Raw genomic sequence first — 22533 nt, forward strand, 5'->3', positions numbered from 1 at the left:
GGGCTCAACCCGGGATGTTGGATACCCTCACCCCGTCCCTCTCCCGGAGGGCGAGGGGTGTGGTGCGTGCTGTCCTGCCCCGTGTCCTCCGGTTAAAAGGGCCGCCATGACCCGACGACTCCTCTCCCTCGCCGCCGCCGCGCTGCTCTTCTCGGGCCCCGCGGCCGCCGCCGAGGCTCCCGCCCGTCCGCCCAACGCCGCCGAGCTCAAGCGCATGACGTCCCGCTTCGCCCCCGTCGACATCCAGGCCGACGTCTCCAAGCTCCCCGAGAACGAGCGCCGTGCCCTCGCGAAGACCGTCCAGGCCGCCAAGCTCATGGACTCGCTCTTCCTGCGCCAGGTCTGGGCCGGCAACGAGACGCTCCTGCTCGACCTCCTCAAGGACACCTCCCCCCTCGGCCGCGAGCGGCTGCACTCCTTCATCCTCAACAAGGGCCCCTGGTCCCGGCTCGACCACAACGCGCCCTTCCTCTCCGGCGTCCCCGCCAAGCCCCTCGAGGGCAACTTCTACCCGGCCGGTGCCTCCAAGGCCGACATCGAGGCCTGGGTGAAGTCGCTCCCCGAGGCCCAGCAGCGCGAGGCCACCGGCTTCTTCACCACCATCCGCCGTGACACGAACGGCAAGTTCGTCACCGTCCCCTACAGCGTCGAGTACCAGGGCGAGCTCGCCCAGGCCGCGCAGTTGCTGCGCGAGGCCGCCGAGCTCACCACCCAGCCCACGCTCAAGGCCTTCCTCGTGAAGCGCGCCGACGCCTTCCTCAGCAACGACTACTACCCCAGCGAGGTCGCCTGGATGGAGCTCGACGCCAGCATCGAGCCCACCATCGGGCCCTACGAGGTCTACGAGGACGAGTGGTTCAACTACAAGGCCGCCTTCGAGGCCTTCATCACCCTGCGCGACGACGCCGAGACGCAGAAGCTCGCGAAGTTCAGCGGCGAGCTGCAGGGGCTGGAGAACAACCTCCCCATCGACCCGAAGCTGCGCAACCCGAAGCTGGGCGCGCTCGCCCCCATCCGCGTGGTCAACAGCATCTTCTCCTCCGGTGATGGTTACCGCGGCGTGCAGACCGCGGCCTACAACCTGCCCAATGACGAGCGCGTGGCGGCCGAGAAGGGCACCAAGCGCGTGATGCTCAAGAACATCCAGGAGGCCAAGTTCCAGCGCGTGCTGCTGCCCATCGCCCAGGTGGCGCTGCCCGCGAAGGACCGCAAGGACGTCTCCTTCGATGCCTTCTTCACCCACATCCTCATGCACGAGCTCATGCACGGGCTGGGGCCCCACAACATCACCGTGGAGGGCAAGCAGACCACGGTGCGCCAGGCGCTCCAGGCGTCCTCCAGCGCCATCGAGGAGGCCAAGGCGGACATCTCCGGCCTGTGGGCCCTGCAGCAGCTGGTGGACAAGGGCGTGCTCTCCAAGGACCTGGAGCGCACCATGTACACCACCTTCCTGGCGTCCGCGTTCCGCTCCATCCGCTTCGGCATCAACGAGGCGCACGGCAAGGGCGTCGCCTTGCAGCTCAACTATCTCCTCGATGCTGGCGCGGTGGTGGTGAACAAGGACGGCACCTTCACGGTGGTCCCCGGGAAGATCAAGGAGTCCGTCACCGCCCTGACGAAGCAGCTCATGGAGCTGCAGGCCAGCGGCAACCGCGCCAACGCCGAGTCGATGCTCGAGAAGATGGGCGTGGTGCGTCCCGAGGTGAAGCGCGTCCTGGACAAGCTGAGCAAAGTGCCCGTGGACGTCGAGCCGCGCTACGTCACCGCCGAGAAGCTCTCCGCCGAGCTCGGGGGCTTCTCCACCCCGGCCGGAAAGTAATCCCGCCGTCCACTCGCCCGCCGCGTGCGTTTTCCCGTGCGCGGCGGGCCGGGTGGCTCGCAGAGATGAGCTGGATGCGGAATCACGTTCCTCCCGACCCCTGGGGTGTGCTCATCGCGCTGACCGTGCTCGGCGCGTGGCTGGCTCATCTCGTCTGGCTGCTGGTGGCGGACGGGCTGACCCTCGCCTCGCCGCTCACCTGGCTGCACATCGCCTTGCAGGCGTACCTGTCCACCGGCCTCTTCATCACCGGCCATGACGCGATGCACGGCACGGTGAGCCGCTCGCGGTGGGTGAATCAGGCCGTGGGCACGGTCGCCTGCTTCCTCTTCGCCGGGCTCTCCTACCGGCGCCTGGTGGTCAACCACCGCGCCCACCACGCCGACCCCACCGGCCCCGACGACCCGGACTTCTCCACCCGCACCCAGTCCTTCTGGCCGTGGTTCGCCACCTTCATGGTGCGCTACACCACCTGGCTTCAAATCGTCGTCATGGCCGCCAAGTTCAACCTGCTGCTGTACCTCGGGGTGGCGCAGTGGCGGCTTCTGGCCTTCTGGGTGGTGCCCGCGCTGCTCGGCACGGTGCAGCTCTTCTACTTCGGCACCTACCTGCCCCACCGGCGGCCGGACACCCCGGACATGGCGCCCCACCACGCCCGCTCCCTGCCGCGCAACCACCTGTGGGCCATGCTCTCCTGCTACTTCTTCGGCTACCACTGGGAGCACCACCAGTCGCCCTCCACTCCCTGGTGGCGCCTGTGGAAGTCGAGGGACGTGGCCCGGTTGTAACCAGCTTCCGCTTCGGGCGTACTCAAGGGAACCATGCGCCTGAAGCTGCCCGAGCCCCAGGGGTCCGAAATCACCTCCGAGTCGCTGTACCTGCGCCGGCGCGAGTTCATCAAGAGCGCCGCCCTCTTCACCGGCACCGCCGCGGCCGTGGGCGCTGGTCTCCAGCTCCTCAGCAACCGGCCCACCGGGGGCGACGGTCCCCCGCTGCTCGCCACGCCGGGCGACGCCCCCAAGGTGGTGCGGCCCCGCGGCCCGTACGACACCGACGAGCGCGCCACCTCCTACGAGGACGCCACCACCTACAACAACTTCTACGAGTTCGGCCTCGACAAGGGCGAGCCCGCCGAGAACGCGCACACCCTCAAGCCCCGGCCCTGGACGGTCGTCATCGACGGCGAGGTGCACAAGCCGCAGCGCGTGGACATGGACACGCTCCAGTCCTGGTTCCCCCTCGAGGAGCGCGTCTACCGCATGCGCTGCGTGGAGGCCTGGTCCATGGTGATTCCGTGGCTCGGCTTCCCGCTGGCGGGCCTGCTGCGCCGCGTGGAGCCCACCGGCAAGGCGAAGTACGTGTCCTTCACCACCCTGAAGGATCCCGCGCAGATGCCCGGCCAGAAGTACCCCGTGCTCGACTGGCCCTATGTCGAGGGCCTGCGTCTGGACGAGGCCCTGCACCCGCTCACGATGATGGCGGTGGGCATGTACGGCCGCGTCCTGCCCAACCAGAACGGCGCGCCCCTGCGGCTCGTGGTGCCGTGGAAGTACGGCTTCAAGGGCATCAAATCCATCGTCCGCATCTCGCTCACCGAGAAGCAGCCGCCCACCACCTGGAACCAGGCCAACTCCCGCGAGTACGGCTTCTACGCCAACGTGAATCCCGAGGTGGCGCACCCGCGCTGGAGCCAGGCCTCCGAGCGCCGCATCGGAGAGCTGCGCCGCCGCCCCACGCTGCCCTTCAACGGCTACGCCGAGCAGGTGGCCGAGCTCTACAAGGGCATGGACCTGCGCGGTAACTTCTGACGCCCATGGCCTCCCCTCCGCACCCCTGGCTCAAGCCGGCCGTCCTCGTGGGTGGCCTCCATCCGTTGGCCTCCATGGCGCTCGCGTTCGCCTGGGGGGCGCTGGGCGCCAATCCCATCGAGCGCGTGCTCAACCAGACGGGGCTGCTCGCCCTCATCCTCCTGGTGGCGTCGCTCGCGTGCACGCCGCTCAAGGGGGTGTCCGGGTGGACGTGGCCCATCCGCCTCCGCAAGCTGCTGGGCCTGCTGGGCTTCACCTACGCCTCGGCGCACTTCTTCACCTACGTCGTGCTGGACCAGGGGCTGGCCCTCGGCGTCATCCTCGAGGACATCGCGAAGCGGCCCTTCATCACCGTGGGCTTCCTGGCCCTGGTGCTGCTGGTGCCGCTGGCCGTCACGAGTACGAATCGCATGGTGCGCCGGATGGGGTTTCCCGCATGGCAGCGGCTGCACCGGCTGGCCTACGTGGCGGCCTCGCTGGGCGTGGTGCACTTCGTCTGGCGTGTGAAGAAGGACCTCACCGAGCCGCTCGTCTACGGCGGCGTGCTGGCGCTGCTCTTCGCCATCCGCGTGGCCGAGGCGCTGCGCAAACGGCGGGCGCGCTCCTCGGCCCAGGTTCCGGCCCGCCCGGTGTAGCGGCTCAGGCCTTCCTGGCCGGAGGCAGGAGGGTGGGTCGCCTGTCCTGGTTCCTGCCCGCCGGGTGCGTTCCACTTGCCCCGGAATCGGTGCTCCACATGGTCTGGTGCATGCACTGCCTCGGAACTCCGCCCTGTCCGGGCGGGGGCGCCGTGTTGGCGTGAACGCACTTCCTGCCTGTAGTCTCGAATCGAGCTCTTCGCGGATGCGGTCAACGACAGGATGCGCTGCATGTCACACGGGTGGGCCGTGCTGCTCTGCATGCTTCTCGTGGGGTGTAGCGGTGCTGCCCAGGGAGTCCGTCACGCCACGGGCCGGCAAGAGCGCTGCGTTCAGGTCCCGCGCCGTTACGTTGCGTCGGGTGCACTGAAGGAAGCATTTCATTCAGCTCGTGCTGGCGTGAGAGGAGTGCCCGTGGCGGCGGCGCTGGGGGCGGCTTCACCCGCGGCGCCGCTGCCTCCACCCTCGTCACCCCCGTTGGAGGGGCTCTCTGGCGAGGGGCTGGGTAATGGCATACCACGCGGCGTGCTCCGGCTCGTGCCAGAAGGTGGTACGGCCGCGGGAGAAGCAGGGGCTGGAGGCGCGGCGGGAGAGCTCCTCGTCACGGGAGGCGCGGTGGTCGCGGCAGCCGGTAGCGTGCTCCTGTTCTGCTTGACCGTCGAGGCGGTGGTGGATGGGTCGGAGACCCCGATCGACATCGCGGACGAGTTCTACGGCACGCACTTCGGCGATGTAGCCGGGTGGGTTCAAGGTCAATACCCACCCCATGCACCCAACGGAGCGGGAACAGGGGCGTCCAAGGCCCGCCGAGGACCGGCGTCCGCCCCGCTCACTCCTCCCGGTGCCTCGCCGAAATCAAAGCCAGCTGGGAATGACAAGACACGGCTGGGGCGCATCTATGCAACCTACACGCGGCTCAATAGGAATACCCATCGCTACTACTCGGGACGAACCAGTATGGTCGTCGATCTCACCCAGCCCCTCGAAGAACAGGTGTTTCTAGCCGTTATTCTTCGAGCTCTGAATCATCACATTGACGAGAACGACGAGCCGAAGTGGGCTGGGTTCGCCCTGCCGACGATTGATCAATTCGATGTCGGGACTGCCATTGATTATGGCCGAAGATATGACGACACCGCGTATTGGCGGATTCGTGGAAGAAAGCAGCAGTTGATTGATTCCCATGGCGGTGCCCAGGCTGACACCGGAAAGCCCTATCGAACCGAGAATGTCGTGCGCGGTGTGGCGAAAGACAATCCGTGGGGCAGGCGGTTTCACGCCGCAGCCACGGAGAGCTGGGGTCGGCTCCATCCTTATACGGGATTATAGAAATGACGAAAGTGCGCTTTTATAGACCGGGATCCTTTTTGAGAGTTCCACTCGCCGACGGCTCCTTCGGCTATGGGAGGGCGATTGCGCGCACGCATGATGCCTTCTACGATTACAGGACCGAAAGTCCTGACGCAGACCTTGACCGGATCGCATCCAAGCCAATCCTTTTCAAGGTGGCTGTCCGCCATTTGGAGCCGGGGTCGTGGGAGACCATCGGATGGCGAGCGATTGAGGAGCCGCTGGCTCGACCCATCGTCCAATTCAGGCAGGACGTGGGAGACTTCCGTCGCTGCACGATCTTCGACACCGCGGGCAATTCGAGAGATGCCGAGCCCCAGGAGTGTGTCGGGCTCGAGCGAATGGCCGTCTGGGAGCAGTCCGATGTCGAGGAGCGCCTGCTCGACACCTTCATGGGGCGGCCCAATTTCACGATGGAGCATCTGAAAGTACGCCTGCAATAGGCGGTCTCGAGCGGGCCTCCTCCGCCCTTTATGGTTGGCTGTCCCGCATCCTATCCTTCAGGATTGTTCCATCTGGGGGAAGGCGCGACACATGGAGAAGCACCGCGGTTTTGAGATGGGGGCGGGCGCGGTGAGACGAGGAGCGGTACGGCCGGCGCGACAGCGAGGGTGGCCGAGCCGAGGGGCTACTGCGCTGGTGCTGCTGGTCCTCGTGCAGCAGGCGACGTGCGCGGCGGAGGCTTGGGAGGTGGCCGGAGGAGCACAGGGATGGGAACATGCGTGAAGCCGCCCGTGCAAAGAGCCTCCAGACCCTCCTGGTGATGAGCTACCTTGTAGCCAGCATGAGCGCGGCAGGCGGTGAGTTGAGGAGAGAGCGGGTGATGCTCTCGGTGAAAGCGCATATGCGAGAGAAAGCACTCAGCCCCAGCCTGGAAGACTGGAAGGAGGGCGTGCTCTCCCTCAGGGTGATGGACCCGGGCACCCTCGTGGTGGAAGCAGGCGATGAAGTCATCGCCGCGGGGGAGTTCCTCTGGGGCGAGGGAACGCGGCTGCGGGTGGAGCCACGCAGGGGCTACCCGCCTGCGCCGCTGCCCCGGCTGGTGAGTCCCGAGCCGGGCCGGGAAGAGGTGGAGGTGGCCGTCCCGGAGGGCGTGGGCGCCGGAGGGGTGCTCACCCTCACCTATGACTGGGGCCGCCAGGACATGCCTGCCCTGGAGCGCACCTGGCGCCTCCCGCCCATGGAGGACATGCCACCCGAGTGGCTCGAGGATGAGCAAGTGGAGACGGAGCAAGAGGGCACGCCGGAGGACGAGGGGGACAGCGCGCTGGCCTTCCTCTCGCCCCAGCAGGTCCCGCTCTCCGTGCAGGTGGACCCAGAGCGTCCGGAGTTGCTCTGGGTTTCCGCGTACGCCTCCCGGGAGGAGCTCGCCTCGCGATTCTTCGGGGATGCGTCCGCGGTGGGCGCCTTCGACTTCGAGCCCCGCCCGGCGCCCCCCAACGCTGAAGGGGAGCCACGCCAGTGCGTGCGCGTGCGCCAGCCATCCTCATTGCGGCCCGAGCTCCTCGCGCAGGTACGTGGTGCCCTGGACGAGCGGCTGAAAACGGACAACACGTGGAGCCGCGCATGGCTCTCGGCTCAGTCCGTGGACAGGCCCGGGGCCGAAGCGCTCGTGGAGCGCGGCCTGCGCTGGTCCCAGCGCTCGGAGATTCCAGACGGCTCCGGCCAGAGCTACTTCGACAGCTACCTCCAGACACTGGCGCCCTGGCGGGACGCGAAGCCACGCGGGCTGCTGGGGGACTCGCTCGCCCAGGACTGGCACTTTCTGGGAGAAGCCTCCGAGCCCCTGCGGAAGGCCATCGCCCTGCGCTCCGAGCGCTGGAAGACGAGCTACACCGTCACGGATGGTTCACCCGTCCTCTCGCCAGGAGACGTGGTGGGGCGCTTCTACTTCCCGGATGGCTCCAGCATCCAGGTACAACTCCAGGAGTTGCTCACCTCGGAGTCCTCCCTGGAGCGCGCCGAACTGCGGGTGCGTAACCTCCCCCACAGGGGCTCGTGCGTCATCATTCCCGGGGAGGATGAGCGCTGGCGTGGCTACAGAGTCTACTTCCGCCTCTCCGCGGGGGCCCCCGAACCGCTAGCGCACCCCGAGGGTGACTTCTACTGGTACTACCCCGGGACGCTCTTCATCCGCCCGGGAGACTGGCGGCCGGGGCTGGGGGCCGGTACGGGCGGGTTGGTGGCCCTTCGGCGGGAACTTCTCGAGACAGCCCTGGCCACGGCGACACCGCATGAGCCCCAGCCGCTGCTCGCCCTCGACCACGATGTGCTCTCCCTGCTCACCCCGGAGGAGCGCCTGGGTGTCTTCAACACCGTCCTCACGGGCCCCGCGCTCACCTCGGACAGGAGGGAGGACGCAGTGCACCTGCTGACGCGGATGCTGCTGTCCACGCTGGACGGGGACTTCCCCCCGCTGGAGCGCAAGCTCACCTCGAGTGGGGCGCTGGAGAAGCTGCTCGGCGGCAATTCACCCGACAACAAGGTGTTGCTGGGACAGGCATTCACCCAGAAGGCGCTCGCCTCCTTTCCCCTCACGCTGGACCTGCTCGAGTCCCTGCCTGGCTTCCACCTGGGGCGTGAGGGCGAGACGACGCACCTGCTCAACGTCGCCTCCGGGCGGGTGTCCACGGTGTTGGTGGCGCCGGAGGCATGGGAGGCGCGGCAGGGCGTACGCCTGGGAGCCGAACCCGCCCTGCCCGGAGAAGCGGTGGGGCTCGCCAGGCGCATGGCCCTGTACTTCCAGCCGGTGCGGCAGGAATTCCAGGCGCGCTACTTCTCCTCCGTGGACGAACTGCCGCGCAGCCGGGCCCTGCACCCGCTGGAGTGGGTGAGGGTGGAAGTGCATGGGCCGCAGCCGCGCACGCGCCTGATGACGGCCATGGAGCTGGCCCTGCTCGCCTCCACGCCGGACGCGTCGCTGGCCTGGTCGGCGGTGAGCCGCATCGGCGAACTGCACATGGTGTACGGCGCCGTGTCCGCCCTGGCGAAGCCGCCGCTGCTGACAACAGGGGCAGCCAACGCCGCGCAAGGCAGCACGCTCATCGCAGCACGCGGAGCGGCGGTGCGCTTGTTCGCGGGCCGCATGTCGCTGGTGGCGGTCCTGGCTGGAGTGGACACGTACCGGGACGAGCTGTCGCGGACGCCCGAGGGACGGGCGTTCCTCGCGGTGCACGACCTGGCCATGGTGGCGCTGGCCGGCAGGGACATCCACAAGCTCGCCACCTCGGGCATCGGCCGCGAGCTGGTACACCGGGGCAGGCTGGCGTTGAGCGCGGCGGGCGCCCGGGCCTCGTCCGGAATGCGTGAGTCGGTGGAGTCCGTCCACGCGCTGGTGAAGACGCTGGAGCGGATGCTCGCCGAGGGCAAGGCCGTTGCGACACCGGACGGACTGCGGTTTTCCCTTCCTGGCGGCGCCGAGGCTTTCACGCAGGCCTTCTTCGCCATCCGCGGGGAAATCGCCGCCGCACGGGCCCTCGGTGGCATTCGCAGTGCGGGGCTCACGGCCCAGGAGGCCGAGAAGACGCTGGAGGCGCTGAAGCTGCTGGCGGCGGAGAGCCAGCAGCTGGCGCGTGCCTATGGTGCGGTGGCACTGCGTGCGGCGGCGCTGCCGGCTGACAAGGCCCAGGCCTACCTCGCCGCCGTCGACTCGTTGCGCGCCTCTGTCCGTAGTGAGGCGACACCGGCGCTCGCGGAGCTGCTGCGGCACTCAGGAGCACGGAGCTTGAAGGACCCGCTTGCCTTCCTGAAGGAGGCCGAGTGGCTCGTCAGTCACCCGGAACTGGACGCTGAGGCAGTGGTTGCACTGGCGAGGAAGGCCTGCCGGAGCAAGGTGGACCTGAGCTGGCTGCGCTCCACATCGCTGACCCTGGAGGCACTCAACGCCATGGGCAGGAACAAGATGACGCCCTGGAAAGACTTCCAGCGGGCAGCGGCGGAACCGGGGAATTTGAAGCTACAGCGGTGGGTGCGCGAGCAACTCCGAGGTCTCGCGACGGAGATGCTGACAGAGGACAACGCGCGCAAGCTCTTCCCGGGCTTCCAGTTGACTGGGCGGCAGGTGAAAATGGGAGGAGGGCACATCATCGACGAGGTGCTGACGGCCATGATGGGGCCGAAGCTTCAACATGGGGTGGAAGTTAAAGGTTGGAGCGAAAACCGGTGGCGCACGGCGCTGGACGCCTGGCTGGCCGGACGAAGAGGTGCCCAGCTCAACAAGCAGCAGGGGACGCTCGTCAAGCAACTCCAGCGACTGCTCGACCAACTCGCGGACGCGGCGAAGGCCCCCCGAGGGAAACCGTTTCTCGTCAGCACAGACAAATTGAGCGGACCCACCAAATTCAAGCTCCTTGATTTTCTACAGGACAACGCACCAGGAACAATGCTCATCCAGGTGAAGGAAGTGGAGATCCTGAACAAGACGAAGCAGTTGCGTGCGGCACTGAATCTACCGGAGAACTTGTCCGGAGGTGCGCCATGAGCCGGTGGCCTCTCTGGGCGGTCCTGGCTCCAGGCGAGCCCACACGGCTGGAGAGCCGCGCGCGGGCCATCGCGATGCCGGACTGGGATGAAGAGGACGGGGAAGAGTTGCCCTTCGAGTTCATCCCGGGCAGTGGCCGTTACCATGCCATCGTGGGGACGGACCCCATCGACATTGGTGCCGAGATGCAAATCGCCGAGGCCCTGTCGCTCGAATGTGATGAGTCCGTGTACTCGATTGAGCGCGCCAATGACCCGTGGACTGTCATGTCGTGGCGAAACGGTGCGCTCGATGTTCTGGAGGATGAGGATCCGGAAGAGTTGGCGGAGTCTCTTGGCTGCGCGCTGCCAGGCAGCGAGGCGTCGCCGGACTCGCCCGCGAGGAAACCCTTGCGCAAGATCGCATTGGTGGAAGGCCTCAGGGCGCAAGAGGCACCTCGCGTGCTGGAGGAGGCCGACGACCCGTTTCCTCCAGGACACTACCGATTCGAGGAGACCCCGCAAGGGCTACGGATTTCCAGCGAAACAGGCAACATAGGCTTCGTTCATGTTGCTCTTTCAGAAAGACTCCCTCATGCGACTGTGTATGGAGTGACAGCGTCACCGAGCCTGGACACATTTTACGTCAGCGTACTTCGGGGAGGAGAGTGCATCGGACAGTTCGCGCAGCCGCCGTATGAGCTTCCACCCTTCCCGGTTTTTAGCGACATCAAGGGCGAGCGTTCACCTGAGCGTATTCTGGCGGCGCTGGGCATCCCGGCGATGTGGTTCCGGAACGAGTGACGGGTGCAGGGACGGCTTCTTCCAGGGGGTTGCCGCGCACGCTTCTTGATGGTGTTGATGGTCAATACCCCATGCGCCCAACGGAGCGGAAACAGGGGCTTCCAATGCCCAGACGGGAACGGCGTCCGCCGCGCTCGCTCCTCCCTGTGCCTCGCCGAAACCAGAGACAGGCAGGAATGACAAGACAATGCTGGGCCGCATTGATGCAACCTGCACGCGGTTCAATAGGAGTACCAATCGCTACTACTCGGGACGAGCCAGCATGGTCTTCGAACTCACCAGACCCCTGGAATTTCAGAGCGCTGGGGTCAGCTCCATCCCTACACGGGATATTGGAAAATGGTCAAAACATACATAGACCGGGGGCCCTTCTGAGAATCCCCCTTGCCGACGGTTCTTTCGGCTACGGGAGGGTACTCGAGCCACCGCATGATGCCTTCTACGAGTACAGGACCAACAGTCCTGACGCAGACCTTGACCGGATCGCATCCAAGCCAATCCTCTTCAAGGTGGCCATCCGCCATTCGGACCTGAGTCCGTGGGAGATCATCGGATGGAGAGCGATTGAGGAGCCGCTGGCTCAACCCATCGTCCAGTTCAGGCAGGATGTGGGAGACTTCCGTCGCTGCAAGATCTTCGACACCGCCGGCAATTCGAGAGATGCCGAGCCCCAGGAGTGTGTCGGGCTCGAGCGACTGGCGGTCTGGGAGCAGTCCGATGTCGAGGAACGCCTGCTCGACACCTTCATGGGGCGGCCCAATTTCACGGTGGAGCACCTGAAGGTCCGCCTGCGATAGCGGTCTCCGGGCCCTGGCGCCCGGCCACTCCGGCCGGGCTTGGAAGAGCGGGGCTACCTGGGAGGGCCTCGGCCGCTCAGGCCTTCTTGGGCGGCGGCAGGATGGTGTCCACCAGCGTCATCAGCTGGGCGCAGCTCACCGGCTTGCGCACGAAGGCGTTGATGCCCGCCTTCTGGCCCTTGTTGCGCACCTCGGCGGCGTTCGCGTCTCCCGTCATCATCAGGATGGGAATCTTGGAGATCTTCGCGTCCTTGCTGGCCCGCACCGTCGCCGCGAAGTCCGCGCCGTTCATCCCGTCCATGTGGAAGTCGGTGAGGATGAGGTCCACCGGCTGCGTCTCCAGCACCTTCAGGCCCGCCTCGGCCGACTCGGCCTCGATGTACTCGAAGGAGCGCGCCATCAGGTAGATCTTCAGCAGCGTCCGGATGGAGCGGCTGTCATCCACCAGCAACACGCGCTGAGGCTGCACGCCGGGCTCCGGACGGGCGAAGGCGCGCGTCTCGGTGGAAGCCGCGGCGGCGAAGGCCTTCGCCGTCTCGGCGTTGAGCACACCGAAGGGACGCGACGGCTCGGAGGGGGGCACCGGGGTCAGCGCCGGCACGGTGGAAACGGCAGCGGGCCGCGGCGGCTCGGTGGGCGCCGACGTCGGACGTGGCGATGAGGTCGCCGCTGCTTCTGGCACAACAGTTGCCGGCTTCATTGGAGAGTCTCCCTGCACTGTCCCCCCTCCACATCCCTGTCCGGGAATTCCTACTGTATGTTGTCCGACGGACAACGCGAAGTCAAAGCGGCCCGTGGCCTGGCGCTGGAGTTTTTCGCGCCGCTGGGATGAGCCTTTTTCACGGCACTTCGAGAACGAACGATTGGCTCTCCACCGCGGGCAGTCCGTCCTCTTTTGCGAGAGGAGGAGAGAGCTCGTTGGGCACGCGCCACGTCTGGCCGGTGAACTGGACGAGCGTGAGGGCGTAGCGGCCGGAGGGCACGGACTTCAGCGGCACCCGTCTGGTCGGGTCGCGCACGTCATACGCATGGGGTTGTATGAAGACTCCCAGTGAAGGGACGGCCACGGCTTCCATGCGCGGAGTGCCATCGGGCTTGCGCAGCGCGGCATACACCGGGTCCGTCACCAGCCCCGCGGCGAGCACCACCTGATCCGGCATCCCGTCGAGGGTGCCATCGTTCCGGGGGTAGTCGGCGCCCGAGTCATCGAGGATGCCGTCCCGGTCCAGGTCGTTCTCGTCGGCGAGCGAGCCCTCCGTGTCGGCCAGCTTGCGCACCAGCACGCGCGGCCACAGGTCCAGCTGGCCGTCCGCGTCGGCGTCGTCGGGCACGCCGTCGCCGTTGTCGTCCACGTAGCGCACGACCAGGGCGGGAGCGCCCGCCGTCACCCCGCCCTCGCGCACCTGCACGGGCCAGAGGTCGAGCCGCTTGGTCCCCATCACGAGGTCGAACCGGGGGGAGCCCTCCACGCGGAAGGCGGGCCGCTCGAGGGGGATGGCGCTCGTGTCGCTGAAGCTCACGATGACGCCGGTGGTGGCCTGGAGGGTTCCGTCCGGGCCCTCGCCCACCTCCACCACGCGTGGCACGCGGGTCACGGGGTCCACCGCGGCGCCGCCCACGTCTCCGGCGTTGGGCTCGCCGGTGACGCCGTACCAGGGGATGAAGTCCGGGCCGTGGCAGGGCGAGGCACCCGTGAGGCACGTGTCCGCGTCGATGAAGCCGCGCAGCAGATAGCGCCCCGGGGCCACGAGGCTGAAGGAGAAGGACGCGGTGAAGGGGCCGGAGGAGCCCGGCTGCGCCGGTCCGAAGAGCTTCTGCGCGGGGATGACGGTGAAGCTCACCGGGCGGCCCGCGCCCTGGGGCGGAGGCGGATGGGTGGCGTCGTAGAGCAGGACGATGGCGTTGCCGCGCGCCTGGCTCTGCACCACCACCTGGCCGTCGATGCGGGACAGCTCCTGGTTCTGGCGCTGGTCATCGGTGGGCTTCACGGGTGGGGGCTCGCAGCCCGTGGCGAGCACGGACGCGAGGGCCAGCCCCACCAGCGTCTTGGGGAAGGAGGAGCTCATGGGGTCACCGTCAGGAGGGCGAGCACGCGGCGCTCGATGCGGTTGCCGAAGGGGTGCTGGGCGTGTGTGGGGCCCAGGTTGGAGCCCACCAGCGCCACCGACACCCGGTCCTTCACCGGCGTGTAGCCCACGCGGGCGTTGATGACGGCGTAGGCGGGCAGGGCATTGGCCAGCGGCTCGATGAGGGTGGGGTCCTTGGACGAGGGCTCCCGCTCCACCCAGGTGGTGGCGGACGTCCAGGCCACGTCCACGCCCAGCTCCAGCGCCTGGCGCGTGCGGTAGGTGATGCCGCCGAAGAGCTTGAACTGGGGCGCCTGGCTGCAGGGGCCGCACAGGCCCTGCTCGCCCTCGGACGACACCAGCTGGTAGGCGGCGTTGGCCTTGATGCCGAGGCCGTCCACCGGGGCCAGCGTCACGCCGGCCTCGGCGCCGCGGGCGGTGTAGACGGCCGCCTCGTTCTCGAAGAGGGAGCGGCCCAGCAGATACGTGCCCGTCTCCGCGTCCCAGGACTCGCCCGCCGGCAGGGGCTTCACGGCGGACAGGTGGATGAGGTTGCTCACCCGGTTCTGGTACAGGGCCACGTCCCAGTCCATGCCCAGGCTGGGGGCCTCGCCGCGGTAGCCCAGCTCGAGCGCCAGCATCTGCTCCGCCTGGAGCGCCCGGTTGCCGCTGGACAGCGCGCTGGCGCCGTTGACGCCCGGGATGGGGACGCGCACGCCCATGTAGCTCTCCAGGAACGTGGGCACGCGGAAGGCCGAGGCCGCGCTGGCGCGGAAGGCATGGCCCTCGAAGGGCATGAAGAGGGCGGACACGCGCGGCGAGTGGGCCAGGCCCGGCTGGCCATTGTCCAGCAGCGGGTGCCGGTCCACGCGGTAGGAGGCCACCACGCGGAAGGGCTCCGCCAGGCGCCACTCGTCCTGCACGAAGGCCGCGGCGTGGAATTCCTCGCGCAGGGGGCCCAGGTAGCTCCACGCCACGCGCTTGAGGCGGCCCTCCACGCCCACGTTCACCTGGTGCTCACCCAGCAACTCGAAGCTCTTGCTGAAGAGCACCTCGCCGTTGAAGAGGTTGGACTCGACGCTCGTGGCCAGCGAGCGCTGGCCCACGGCCTCGTACTGCGGCCCCGCGTCCGCGGAGAGGTGGTTCCAGAAGGCCTTCACCTTCAGTGGCCCCAGCTCCGCGTCCGCCTTGGCGAAGGCGCTCACCCCGTCCAGGTAGAAGTTGCGCAGCACCCCGAGCGGGTAGGCCTCCGTGTAGAAGCGGTTGACGCCGCCGGACAGGCCCAGCGTGGCCCCCGAGTCGAACCGGTAGCTGGTGGCCATGTTGCCGCGCGCGCTGCGCAGGCCGAGGTTCGGCTGAGGATCCACCACCGCCATGTCCGGCCGGTCTCCCGCGAAGTCCCGGCTCCACTTGTCCGCCTGCGAGTACGCCGCCGAGGCGCGGTAGCGCAGCCCGCCCGTGCCGCCATGGCTCACGAAGCTGCCACCCGCGGTGTTGCCATTGCCGGCATGGGCCTGGAAGCGCGCGGCGGGGCCGGTGCCCGGCGCGCGGGTGATGATGTTGACCACGCCCAGCATCGCGTTGGCGCCGTAGAGCGCGCTGCCCGGACCGCGGATGACTTCAATCCGCTCGATGTCCTCCAGCTCCACGGGGATGGACGACCAGAGCGTCATGCCCAGGAAGTCCTGGTACTCGGTGCGGCCGTCCACCAGCACCAGCACCTTGTTGGCGATGCGCTGGTTGAAGCCGCGCAGCGACAGGTTGGCGCTGCCCGGCCCCAGCATCATCACCTCGGCGCCCGGCACGCGGCGCAGCAGCTCCGGCAGGCTGGTGGCACCCGACAGGCGGATGTCCTCGGAGGTGATGACCGTGGTGGCGTTGGGCGCTTCCAGCGAGGACTGGGCCCGGCGGCTGGCCGTCACCACGCGCTCCTCGTAGGGCACTTCCCCCGCGTCCTCGACGGAACTGGCCACGTCCCCGGTTCCGGGCGCATTGGCCTCGGCCGGCGCGGACTTCGCGGTGGGGGTGGATTCCGGCGCCGCGGGCAGGGACTCGGCGCGGGCGATGGCCTTCTCCAACCGCTCCACCAGCACCGCGAGCGAGCGGGCCGCCTCGGCACCCCCGGGCGCCGGGGGCATGGGCGGCAGTCCGGGCTTCTTCCCCGGCACCGCTGGCTCGGCCTGCTTCGCCGCCTCGGCGGCCCGCAGCGACTCCTCCAGCTTCGTCAGCGTGGCCTGCGCCGTGGCCACGTCCGGCGGGTTGGCGGCGATGTAACGCCGCAGGTAGTCAGCCGCCTCGGTCAACTGGCCCGCGTCCTGGTAGGCCCGGGCGATGTTGTAGAGGACGTTGGGGTGCGGCTTGATGGAATAGGCGATCAGCAGCTCGGCGATGCCCTGGTCGTACTGACCCTGGCCGATGAGGCTCATCCCGGTGCGGAAATGACGGCGGGCCTCCAGGCGCGCGTCGCCGAAGGCACTCCCCGCGTACAGCACCAACGCGAGGGCGCCCGCTCGCTTCAAGGCGGTCGGGTTCATCACAATCTCAGTAGGGGTCGTCCTTGTAGCCGGCGGAGCCCCTGTCCGAGGAGGATCGGGAGCCGGACTTCTTCTTCAGCTTCTGCGTATGGTGCACCACCGGCCCCTCGCCCGTGGCGATGGCGGTGACGCGCTGGTAGCCGTCCAGCGCGAAGGTGAGGCGGGCGCTCGCGTGGCCATCGGCGTCCGGAGGCACCGGCAACTCCAGGGGCGTCTCTCCCAGCACGCGCCCCTCGTACATCACCTTCGCCCCACCGGGCTCGCTGTCGATCACGAAGCGGATGGCCACGGGCTCGGCCGGGACGAGCGGAGCGGCCAACACGTCGGGCTCGATGGCGGGCCGCTGCGCCGTGGCTGCGGGCGCGGCCTCCGCCGTGGCTGCGGGCGCGGCCTCCGCCGTGGCGGGCGGCCCGGGGGCGGGTGTCTTCGCCGCCGGAGCCACCGCCTGGAGGGGCTCGGGCTGTGGAGCGGGCGGGGGCGTGGGGGGGCGCATGGCCATCACCGCGGCCACGATGAGCCCGAGCATCAGCGAGCCCGCGAAGAGGGCCAGGGGCAGCGTGCGCCGGACGGAGGGCTTCGCGGGCGCCTCCTCCACGGCGATGTCGAGCGCCACGGTGCTCGCGCCGGTGGAGCCCGGGGAGGGCAGGGGGCCGGTCTGCGCGCCCGAATGCGGTCCGCTGCCTTGACCGGGCAGGGGCGTGAAGCCGCTGGTGATGGCGTTGCGCGGGCTGGAGAAGGCCCCGCTGAAGCCCGCGGACGAGGCGGCGCGGCGGATGGCCTCCAGCACCTCGTCCATGGACTGGAAGCGCTCCTCGGGGCGCTTGTAGAGGCACCGCATCACCAGCGCCTCCACCTCCTGCGGCACGGTGTGCCCGGGCCAGATGGCGGCGAAGACGGGCGGGGCCTCGTTGAGGTGCTTGAAGATGACGTCGATGCTCTGCGCCGCCATGAAGGGCGGGCGCCCGAGCAGCATCTGGAACATCACCACGCCCAGCGAGTACACGTCGCTGCGCGGGTCGGACACGTTGCGCGCCTGCTCGGGCGCCATGTACTGCGGCGAGCCGAGGATGACGCCGGCCTGGGTGATTTCCGTCTCGTGGGCGCCGCCCCGGTCCGGGAGGAAGGACTTCACCAGCCCGAAGTCCAGCACCTTCACCACGTCATGGTCGTCCTCCTGGTTGAGGACCATGATGTTGGCGGGCTTGAGGTCGCGGTGGATGAGGCCCACCCGGTGCGCCTCGCGCAGCGAGCGCGCCACCTGCTGGGCGATGTTCATCACCCGCATCCACGGCAGCGGCCCGTGCTGGGTGAGGAGCTGCGCCAGCGTCTGCCCCTCCAGGTACTCCATGGCGATGTACAGCACGCCATCGTCCGTGCGGCCGTAGTCGATGACGGTGACGGTGTTGGGGTGGCGCAGCCTGGCGGTGACGGCCGCCTCCATGAAGAAGCGCTTCTGGAAGCCGGGGTCCTTGCCCTCGCTGTACTGGGGGTTGAGCACCTTGAGCGCCACCAGGCGCTCCAGGGGAGACTGCACGGCCTTGTACACGCGGCCCATGCCACCCGAGCCGAGCGCCTCGACGATGCGGAACTTGTCGTTGAGGACCCTGCCGATGAGGGGATCTCCGACGTCGGCCGGTGCGCTCTGGGGTTGCGCGCCGCTTTGTACCATGAGCTCCCCCGCCGCCCGCCGAGTGGGTGGGGCGAAATGTGACCTGTCTCGTATGCTACCACCAGACATGCTGATACCGAAAAGTCGGGAGCGGCTGGATTCCCGCTTTCATGGAGGGCCGACAATACGGCTCCGGCGTACATCCGTCACGTCCGGAGGAGGCGTTGGGCTTGCGCACCGCGTCAACGCGGGCCCGTCCGGGGTGATTTCTCCGTGGGTGTGAGGCCTACTTGCGCTTGCGCGCGAGCGCCTTCTGCTTCGCGGCTTCCCGGGCCTTCTCGCGCTTCGCCTGGGCCTTCTCGAACTTCACCTTGGCCTTCTCCAGCTTCACCACCGTGCGCTGGGTGAGGCCCGCCTTCTTCTTGCACCCCGTGATGACGGCCTTCAGCACCATCGGACGGCCCTTCACCGGCAGCGGGCTGCGCGCGAGCTCGGGCATCTCGGACAGCAGCTTCTCCGCCTCGCTTCCACACACGCGGTGGCGGTCCCGCACCTCCGTGTAGAGCGAGAGCCTCGCAGCGATGTCCTTCTCCTTCCTCGCCTTCTTCTCCAGCTCCGGCGCCTCCAGGCTGCCACTGAGCGGCCCGGACACGAAGTCGATCACCTTCCGCCCCTGCTTCAGCCGGGCCTCCGCCTGCTCCAGCTTCCGCTCGGTGCTCCGCGCCGAGGCCGCGTAGTCCTCGCTCTTCGCCTCCAGCTCCTTGCCCGCCTTCACCCGCTCGCGGGTGCGCTGGATGGCGTCGCTCGCCGCCGTCACCTGCGCGCTTCCAGCCTCCTTGCCCTCCAGTGCATCCAGTGCCTCGTTGGCCGCGAACAGCGCCTCCATCACCGCGTCCCGCTGCTTCTCCACCGCGGCCTCGAGCTCCTTGCGCTCGCGCTCCGCGACGGCCTGCTTCTCCCTCCGGACCTTCTCCTCGCGCACCCGGGGGACTCGCGCCTGGAGCTCCGCCAGCTCCGAGCGCAGCATCTCCCCCTCGGGCGACAACTCCACGTCCGGGTGGGCCAGCGTCTCCTGCGCCTTGGCGAGCAGGGGCTCGGCCCGGTCCGCGTTCAGCTCCCGCAGGTGGTTCGTGGCCTCGTTGAGCAGCAGGGTGGCCTCGTCGGTCCGCTTCTCGCCATGGGACTGGCGCTGCTGTTTGGTACGGGGGCCACAGGCGCTCGAGGCCACCGCCAGGAGGACGAGGAGCAGCCAGGTGCGGGAGGTCGTGCGTACGGGTGTCATGTCGGTCGCCATCCCCTGCTCGGGGTAGGGCAGAGCATGGTCCGGAAGGGCGGGTGGGAGGAAGCCCAGGGGGCCACACGGGACGCTGATCCAGAGCCGTTGAAGCCTTACAGTGAGTCTCATGACCGACCGGCTGAAGGCCCTGCTCTCCTCCGCGCCGCGCTACCCCCAGCGCATCGTCTGCATGACCGAGGAGACGACCGAGACGCTGTACCGCATTGGCGCTGGAGACCTGGTGGTGGGCGTCTCCGGTTTCACCGTGCGTCCGCCCGAGGCACGCAAGAAGCCGCGTGTCAGCTCCTTCCTGGACGCCAACTTCGAGCGCATCCTCGAGCTGAAGCCGGACCTGGTGCTGGGATTCTCGGACCTGCAGGCGGACATCGGCCGCGAGCTGTGCAAGCGCGGGGTGCCCGTGTACCTCTTCAACCAGCGCTCGCTCGCGGAGATCCTCCAGACGGTGCGCGTGGTGGGGGCGCTGGTGGGACGGGCCGAGGCCGCGGAGAAGCTGGCGGACGAGCTGGAGGCCCACCTCGTGCGGCACGCGGAGGCGGCGGAGCGTCTCCCCCGCCGGCCCCGCATCTTCTTCGAGGAGTGGCACGAGCCGCTCATCTCCGGCATCCGCTGGTGCTCGGAGCTGGTGGAGCTGGTGGGCGGGGAGGACGTGTGCCGCGAGTCGCGCGAGTCCCAGGCCGCGAAGGGCCGCATCTTCGAGCCGGCCGAGGTGGCCCGGAGAGACCCGGAAGGCGTCATCGCCAGTTGGTGTGGCCGCAAGGCGAAGCGCGAGAAGATCGCCTCGCGGCCGGGCTGGGAGCGGGTGACGGCGGTGGTGGAGGATCAGCTCTACGAGGTGAAGAGCTCGTTCATCCTCCAGCCGGGCCCGGCGGCGCTGTCGGATGGGGTGGAGCAGCTCGCGGCCATCGTGGCGGCCATCGCCCGGGGCGAGAAGCTGCCCTCGCCCCGCCCGGGAGATCTGCGTGCCGCGCCGCTACCCGCCGACCGCCCGTAATGGGGTGATGGACTCGTAGACCACGCGCAGGAAGTCGTCGATGTCCAGCGGCTTGTGCATCAGGCGCACGCCCGCGGGAGGCTGGACCCGGGGGTGGGCGGTGATCATCAGCGCGCCCGTGCCGCGCAGCCGGTGCTCCCGCTCCGCCTGCTCCAGCATCCAATCGCCGTTCTGTCCCGGCAGCATGTAGTCGGTGATGACCAGATGGAACGAGTCCGACCTCAAACGGGCCAGTCCCTCTTCCGCGGTGCCGCTGCCGCAGACCGAATAGCCCTCGCTCTCGAGGAGATCGGTCAGCCCTTCGCGGATGTCCTCGTTGTCCTCTACCAGGAGAATCTTCACGTTGAGTCCGGACCTTACGGGGTGCATCTCTTGAAAGGCTGAAGTCTCGCGCTTCCGGCCATGCCCGGGAATCCCCTCCAGCCCGGCGGGGGCAGGAGCTGTTCACTAGCGTATTCCCGGGCCCTGGCGGCGTGTCAGGATGTGAGCGTGTCGCTCGCCTGGCTGCCCCTCCTGATCGCGCCCCTGCTGGCGGCGGACCCTCCCCCTCCCGCCGAGGGCTACGAGGACGCGCTCGTGAAGTGGGGCCTGTCCCTCGAGGAAGGCCGGAGCCTCGAGCCGGAGCCCGAGGGCAAGCGCCTGGAGGCCGTGCTCGTGGCCTCCGAGGATGTCGTCGCCCCGAGTGACCCGTATCCGCTGCTGCTCAATGTTTTCCACGCACGTACCCGCGAGGCGGTCATCCGGCGCGAGGTGCTGTTGGAGCCCGGGAAGCCCTACTCGGCGGCGCTGGCGTACGAGACGGCGCGCAACCTGCGCAAGCTGGGCATCTTCGCGGTGGTGCGGGTGGTGCCGGTGCGCGGCTCCACGCCGGACACGGTGTCGCTGCTCGTCATCACCAAGGACTTGTGGTCGCTGAGGCTCAACCAGGACTTCCAGGTGGTGGGCACGCTGATCCAGTCGCTGCGGCTGCAGGGCACGGAGCAGAACTTCCTCGGGCTGAACAAGAAGGTGGCGCTGGACTTCCTGCTGCGCCGGGACTCGGTGAGCCTCGGGCAGACGTACGTGGATCCGCGCCTGGGTGGCAGCCGCTGGTACCTCAGTGAGACGGCCTCGCTCATCTTCGGGCGGGAGAACGGTCAGCTCGAGGGCTCCCGAGGCAGCGTGCTGGTGACGCGGCCCTTCTACGCGCTGGACACGCCCTGGAGCTACCAGGTGCAGGCGGTGTGGCGCGTGCAACCCGTTCGCGTCTTCCGAGGGGCCGAGGTCTGGGCACTGCCGTATCCCGAGGGCGGCACGGTGCCCTACATCTACGATGCGCGCGAGCTCAGCGGGAGCATGCTGTACCTGCGCTCCTGGGGCTCGCGCTACAAGGTGGACGCGGGCGGAGGCGTGGGCGTGTACCACCGGCGCTATGGGGCTCCCGCGGACTCCGGGTTGGACGAGGCCCAGCGCGCCTGGCTGCGGGACACCTATCTGCCTCGCGCCGAGGACGCCACGTACGTGCTCGGCTACGCGCGCTTCTGGGAGACGCGTTACGAGGTCATGCGCGACGTGGACTCCTACGCCCTCTCCGAGGACTTCCAGGTGGGGCCCTACCTCACCGCCACGGCGCGCTATGCCCCCCCGCTGCTGGCCGGGGCGGGGAACTTCGCCGAGGTGGGTCTCACGGGCCGCTACCGGGTGCGGCTGGGAGACGCGCTCTCCTCGCTGGCCACCGCCGCCTCCGTGCGCAGGATTCTCGGTGGGCAGGGGGCGGGGACGTGGAGCAACCGCCGCTGGGCCGTGGAGTTTCAGCAGGTCTCCCCGAAGGTGCTCGGCGGGCGCTTCGTGGTGCGGGGCCTGCTGGACGTGAACATCGACGACCTGAACGAGCGCGTGCTGTTGCTCGGTGGCGGCAACGGACTGCGGGGCGCGCGGCCGGAGGCCTACTCGGGCAAGCGCATGGCGTTGCTCAACGTGGAGTACCGCACCCGGCCGCTCATCCTCTACACGGTGCACCTGGGGGGCGTGCTCTTCTACGATGGGGGCTCGGCGTTCGATGAGCGCCCTGGCGTCGTGCACTCGGTGGGCGTGGGGCTGCGGCTGCTCTTCCCCCAGTTCAACACCTACCCGTTCCGCCTCGACTTCGGGTACGTCATCAACGACGAGCGCCCCGAGTTCGGTGGCCGCTTCTCCTTCAGCGGTGGGCAGGTGACGGAGTTCCGGCCGGGCTTCCTGGACTCGCCGCTCTAATCCCTGTCAGTGAAAATATCCCCTCTCCCCTCGGGAGAGGGTCAGGGTGAGGGTATCTGTCCCTGTTCTTCAACCCATGGACCCCAGTGTGGACAGGGGGTTCAACCCGGGATGCGTGGCACCCTCACCCCGT

17 protein-coding genes are annotated in these 22533 nt (G+C 68.5%); 11 read left to right on the forward strand and 6 right to left on the reverse strand.

Going from position 1 to position 22533, the window contains the following annotated elements; genetic code table 11:
* Window positions 1-106 precede the first annotated feature (106 nt).
* From Q664_RS37815 to Q664_RS62395, 9 genes are all read left to right on the forward strand, one after another.
* Window positions 107-1819, forward strand: coding sequence for a dipeptidyl-peptidase 3 family protein (locus Q664_RS37815; protein WP_043407384.1), 1713 nt, complete (start codon window positions 107-109; stop codon window positions 1817-1819).
* Window positions 1820-1893: 74 nt separating this feature from the next.
* Entirely contained in the window at window positions 1894-2607 is a 714-nt protein-coding gene (locus Q664_RS37820) for a fatty acid desaturase (RefSeq protein ID WP_043407387.1), read from the forward strand.
* 33 nt (window positions 2608-2640) lie between these two features.
* Complete coding sequence (gene msrP, locus Q664_RS37825; RefSeq protein WP_043407389.1) at window positions 2641-3627, forward strand: protein-methionine-sulfoxide reductase catalytic subunit MsrP; 987 nt, start codon at window positions 2641-2643, stop codon at window positions 3625-3627.
* A gap of 5 nt (window positions 3628-3632) precedes the next feature.
* A complete protein-coding gene (locus Q664_RS37830; RefSeq protein ID WP_043407393.1) occupies window positions 3633-4262 on the forward strand; it encodes a protein-methionine-sulfoxide reductase heme-binding subunit MsrQ in 630 nt (209 codons plus the stop codon).
* 651 nt (window positions 4263-4913) lie between these two features.
* Window positions 4914-5591, forward strand: a complete 678-nt coding sequence (locus Q664_RS58375; RefSeq protein WP_160174585.1) for a hypothetical protein — start codon at window positions 4914-4916, stop codon at window positions 5589-5591.
* 2 nt (window positions 5592-5593) lie between these two features.
* Entirely contained in the window at window positions 5594-6055 is a 462-nt protein-coding gene (locus Q664_RS37840) for an immunity 26/phosphotriesterase HocA family protein (protein ID WP_043407401.1), read from the forward strand.
* A 401-nt stretch (window positions 6056-6456) separates the two neighbouring features.
* Entirely contained in the window at window positions 6457-10092 is a 3636-nt protein-coding gene (locus Q664_RS37845) for a hypothetical protein (protein ID WP_152622575.1), read from the forward strand.
* Window positions 10089-10874, forward strand: coding sequence for a hypothetical protein (locus tag Q664_RS37850; RefSeq protein ID WP_043407406.1), 786 nt, complete (start codon window positions 10089-10091; stop codon window positions 10872-10874). The genes Q664_RS37845 and Q664_RS37850 overlap by 4 nt, the downstream gene beginning before the upstream one ends.
* Window positions 10875-11077: 203 nt before the next feature.
* Window positions 11078-11671 (forward strand): immunity 26/phosphotriesterase HocA family protein, encoded by a 594-nt coding sequence (locus Q664_RS62395; protein WP_084610628.1) that lies wholly within the window; start codon window positions 11078-11080, stop codon window positions 11669-11671.
* A 76-nt stretch (window positions 11672-11747) separates the two neighbouring features.
* Here the strand turns inward: Q664_RS62395 and Q664_RS37860 are convergent, their stop codons facing one another.
* The 5 genes from Q664_RS37860 to Q664_RS37880 form a co-directional block, all read right to left on the reverse strand.
* Window positions 11748-12272: a response regulator gene (locus tag Q664_RS37860; protein ID WP_043407412.1), complete on the reverse strand. Its 525-nt coding sequence runs from the start codon at window positions 12270-12272 to the stop codon at window positions 11748-11750.
* A 238-nt stretch (window positions 12273-12510) separates the two neighbouring features.
* Window positions 12511-13737 (reverse strand): hypothetical protein, encoded by a 1227-nt coding sequence (locus Q664_RS37865; RefSeq protein WP_043407414.1) that lies wholly within the window; start codon window positions 13735-13737, stop codon window positions 12511-12513.
* Window positions 13734-16271: a TonB-dependent receptor domain-containing protein gene (locus tag Q664_RS37870; protein ID WP_043407417.1), complete on the reverse strand. Its 2538-nt coding sequence runs from the start codon at window positions 16269-16271 to the stop codon at window positions 13734-13736. The genes Q664_RS37865 and Q664_RS37870 overlap by 4 nt, the downstream gene beginning before the upstream one ends.
* A 7-nt stretch (window positions 16272-16278) precedes the next feature.
* A complete protein-coding gene (locus Q664_RS37875; RefSeq protein WP_043407420.1) occupies window positions 16279-17940 on the reverse strand; it encodes a serine/threonine protein kinase in 1662 nt (553 codons plus the stop codon).
* Window positions 17941-18166: 226 nt separating this feature from the next.
* Complete coding sequence (locus tag Q664_RS37880) at window positions 18167-19162, reverse strand: hypothetical protein (protein WP_152622576.1); 996 nt, start codon at window positions 19160-19162, stop codon at window positions 18167-18169.
* A gap of 121 nt (window positions 19163-19283) precedes the next feature.
* Here Q664_RS37880 and Q664_RS37885 point away from each other — a divergent pair, with 121 nt between their 5' ends.
* Complete coding sequence (locus tag Q664_RS37885) at window positions 19284-20168, forward strand: cobalamin-binding protein (protein ID WP_043407426.1); 885 nt, start codon at window positions 19284-19286, stop codon at window positions 20166-20168.
* Here the strand turns inward: Q664_RS37885 and Q664_RS37890 are convergent.
* Complete coding sequence (locus Q664_RS37890; protein WP_233165597.1) at window positions 20148-20510, reverse strand: response regulator; 363 nt, start codon at window positions 20508-20510, stop codon at window positions 20148-20150. The two genes, Q664_RS37885 and Q664_RS37890, sit on opposite strands and share 21 nt — an antisense overlap.
* Before the next feature lie 147 nt (window positions 20511-20657).
* On the opposite strand from Q664_RS37890, the gene Q664_RS37895 reads away from it, so the two are divergent.
* The gene (locus Q664_RS37895) at window positions 20658-22400 is read left to right on the forward strand and encodes a BamA/TamA family outer membrane protein (RefSeq protein WP_043407428.1); all 1743 of its coding nucleotides are present in this window, start codon (window positions 20658-20660) and stop codon (window positions 22398-22400) included.
* Window positions 22401-22533: the final 133 nt, after the last annotated feature.

Source organism: Archangium violaceum Cb vi76 (genome assembly GCF_000733295.1).
Lineage (GTDB): Bacteria > Myxococcota > Myxococcia > Myxococcales > Myxococcaceae > Archangium > Archangium violaceum.

Bases quoted from the DNA above. Each gene is read 5' to 3' on its own strand.
- Q664_RS37820 (WP_043407387.1), top strand. From the start codon at position 1,894: ATGCGGAATCACGTTCCTCCCGACCCCTGGGGTGTGCTCATCGCGCTG.
- Q664_RS37815 (WP_043407384.1), top strand. From the start codon at position 107: ATGACCCGACGACTCCTCTCCCTCGCCGCCGCCGCGCTGCTCTTCTCG.
- Q664_RS37865 (WP_043407414.1), bottom strand. From the start codon at position 13,737: ATGAGCTCCTCCTTCCCCAAGACGCTGGTGGGGCTGGCCCTCGCGTCC.
- Q664_RS37850 (WP_043407406.1), top strand. From the start codon at position 10,089: ATGAGCCGGTGGCCTCTCTGGGCGGTCCTGGCTCCAGGCGAGCCCACA.
- Q664_RS37880 (WP_152622576.1), bottom strand. From the start codon at position 19,162: ATGACACCCGTACGCACGACCTCCCGCACCTGGCTGCTCCTCGTCCTC.
- Q664_RS37875 (WP_043407420.1), bottom strand. From the start codon at position 17,940: ATGGTACAAAGCGGCGCGCAACCCCAGAGCGCACCGGCCGACGTCGGA.
- Q664_RS37845 (WP_152622575.1), top strand. From the start codon at position 6,457: ATGCGAGAGAAAGCACTCAGCCCCAGCCTGGAAGACTGGAAGGAGGGC.
- Q664_RS37840 (WP_043407401.1), top strand. From the start codon at position 5,594: ATGACGAAAGTGCGCTTTTATAGACCGGGATCCTTTTTGAGAGTTCCA.
- Q664_RS37870 (WP_043407417.1), bottom strand. From the start codon at position 16,271: ATGAACCCGACCGCCTTGAAGCGAGCGGGCGCCCTCGCGTTGGTGCTG.
- Q664_RS37830 (WP_043407393.1), top strand. From the start codon at position 3,633: ATGGCCTCCCCTCCGCACCCCTGGCTCAAGCCGGCCGTCCTCGTGGGT.
- Q664_RS62395 (WP_084610628.1), top strand. From the start codon at position 11,078: ATGCAACCTGCACGCGGTTCAATAGGAGTACCAATCGCTACTACTCGG.
- msrP (WP_043407389.1), top strand. From the start codon at position 2,641: ATGCGCCTGAAGCTGCCCGAGCCCCAGGGGTCCGAAATCACCTCCGAG.
- Q664_RS37885 (WP_043407426.1), top strand. From the start codon at position 19,284: ATGACCGACCGGCTGAAGGCCCTGCTCTCCTCCGCGCCGCGCTACCCC.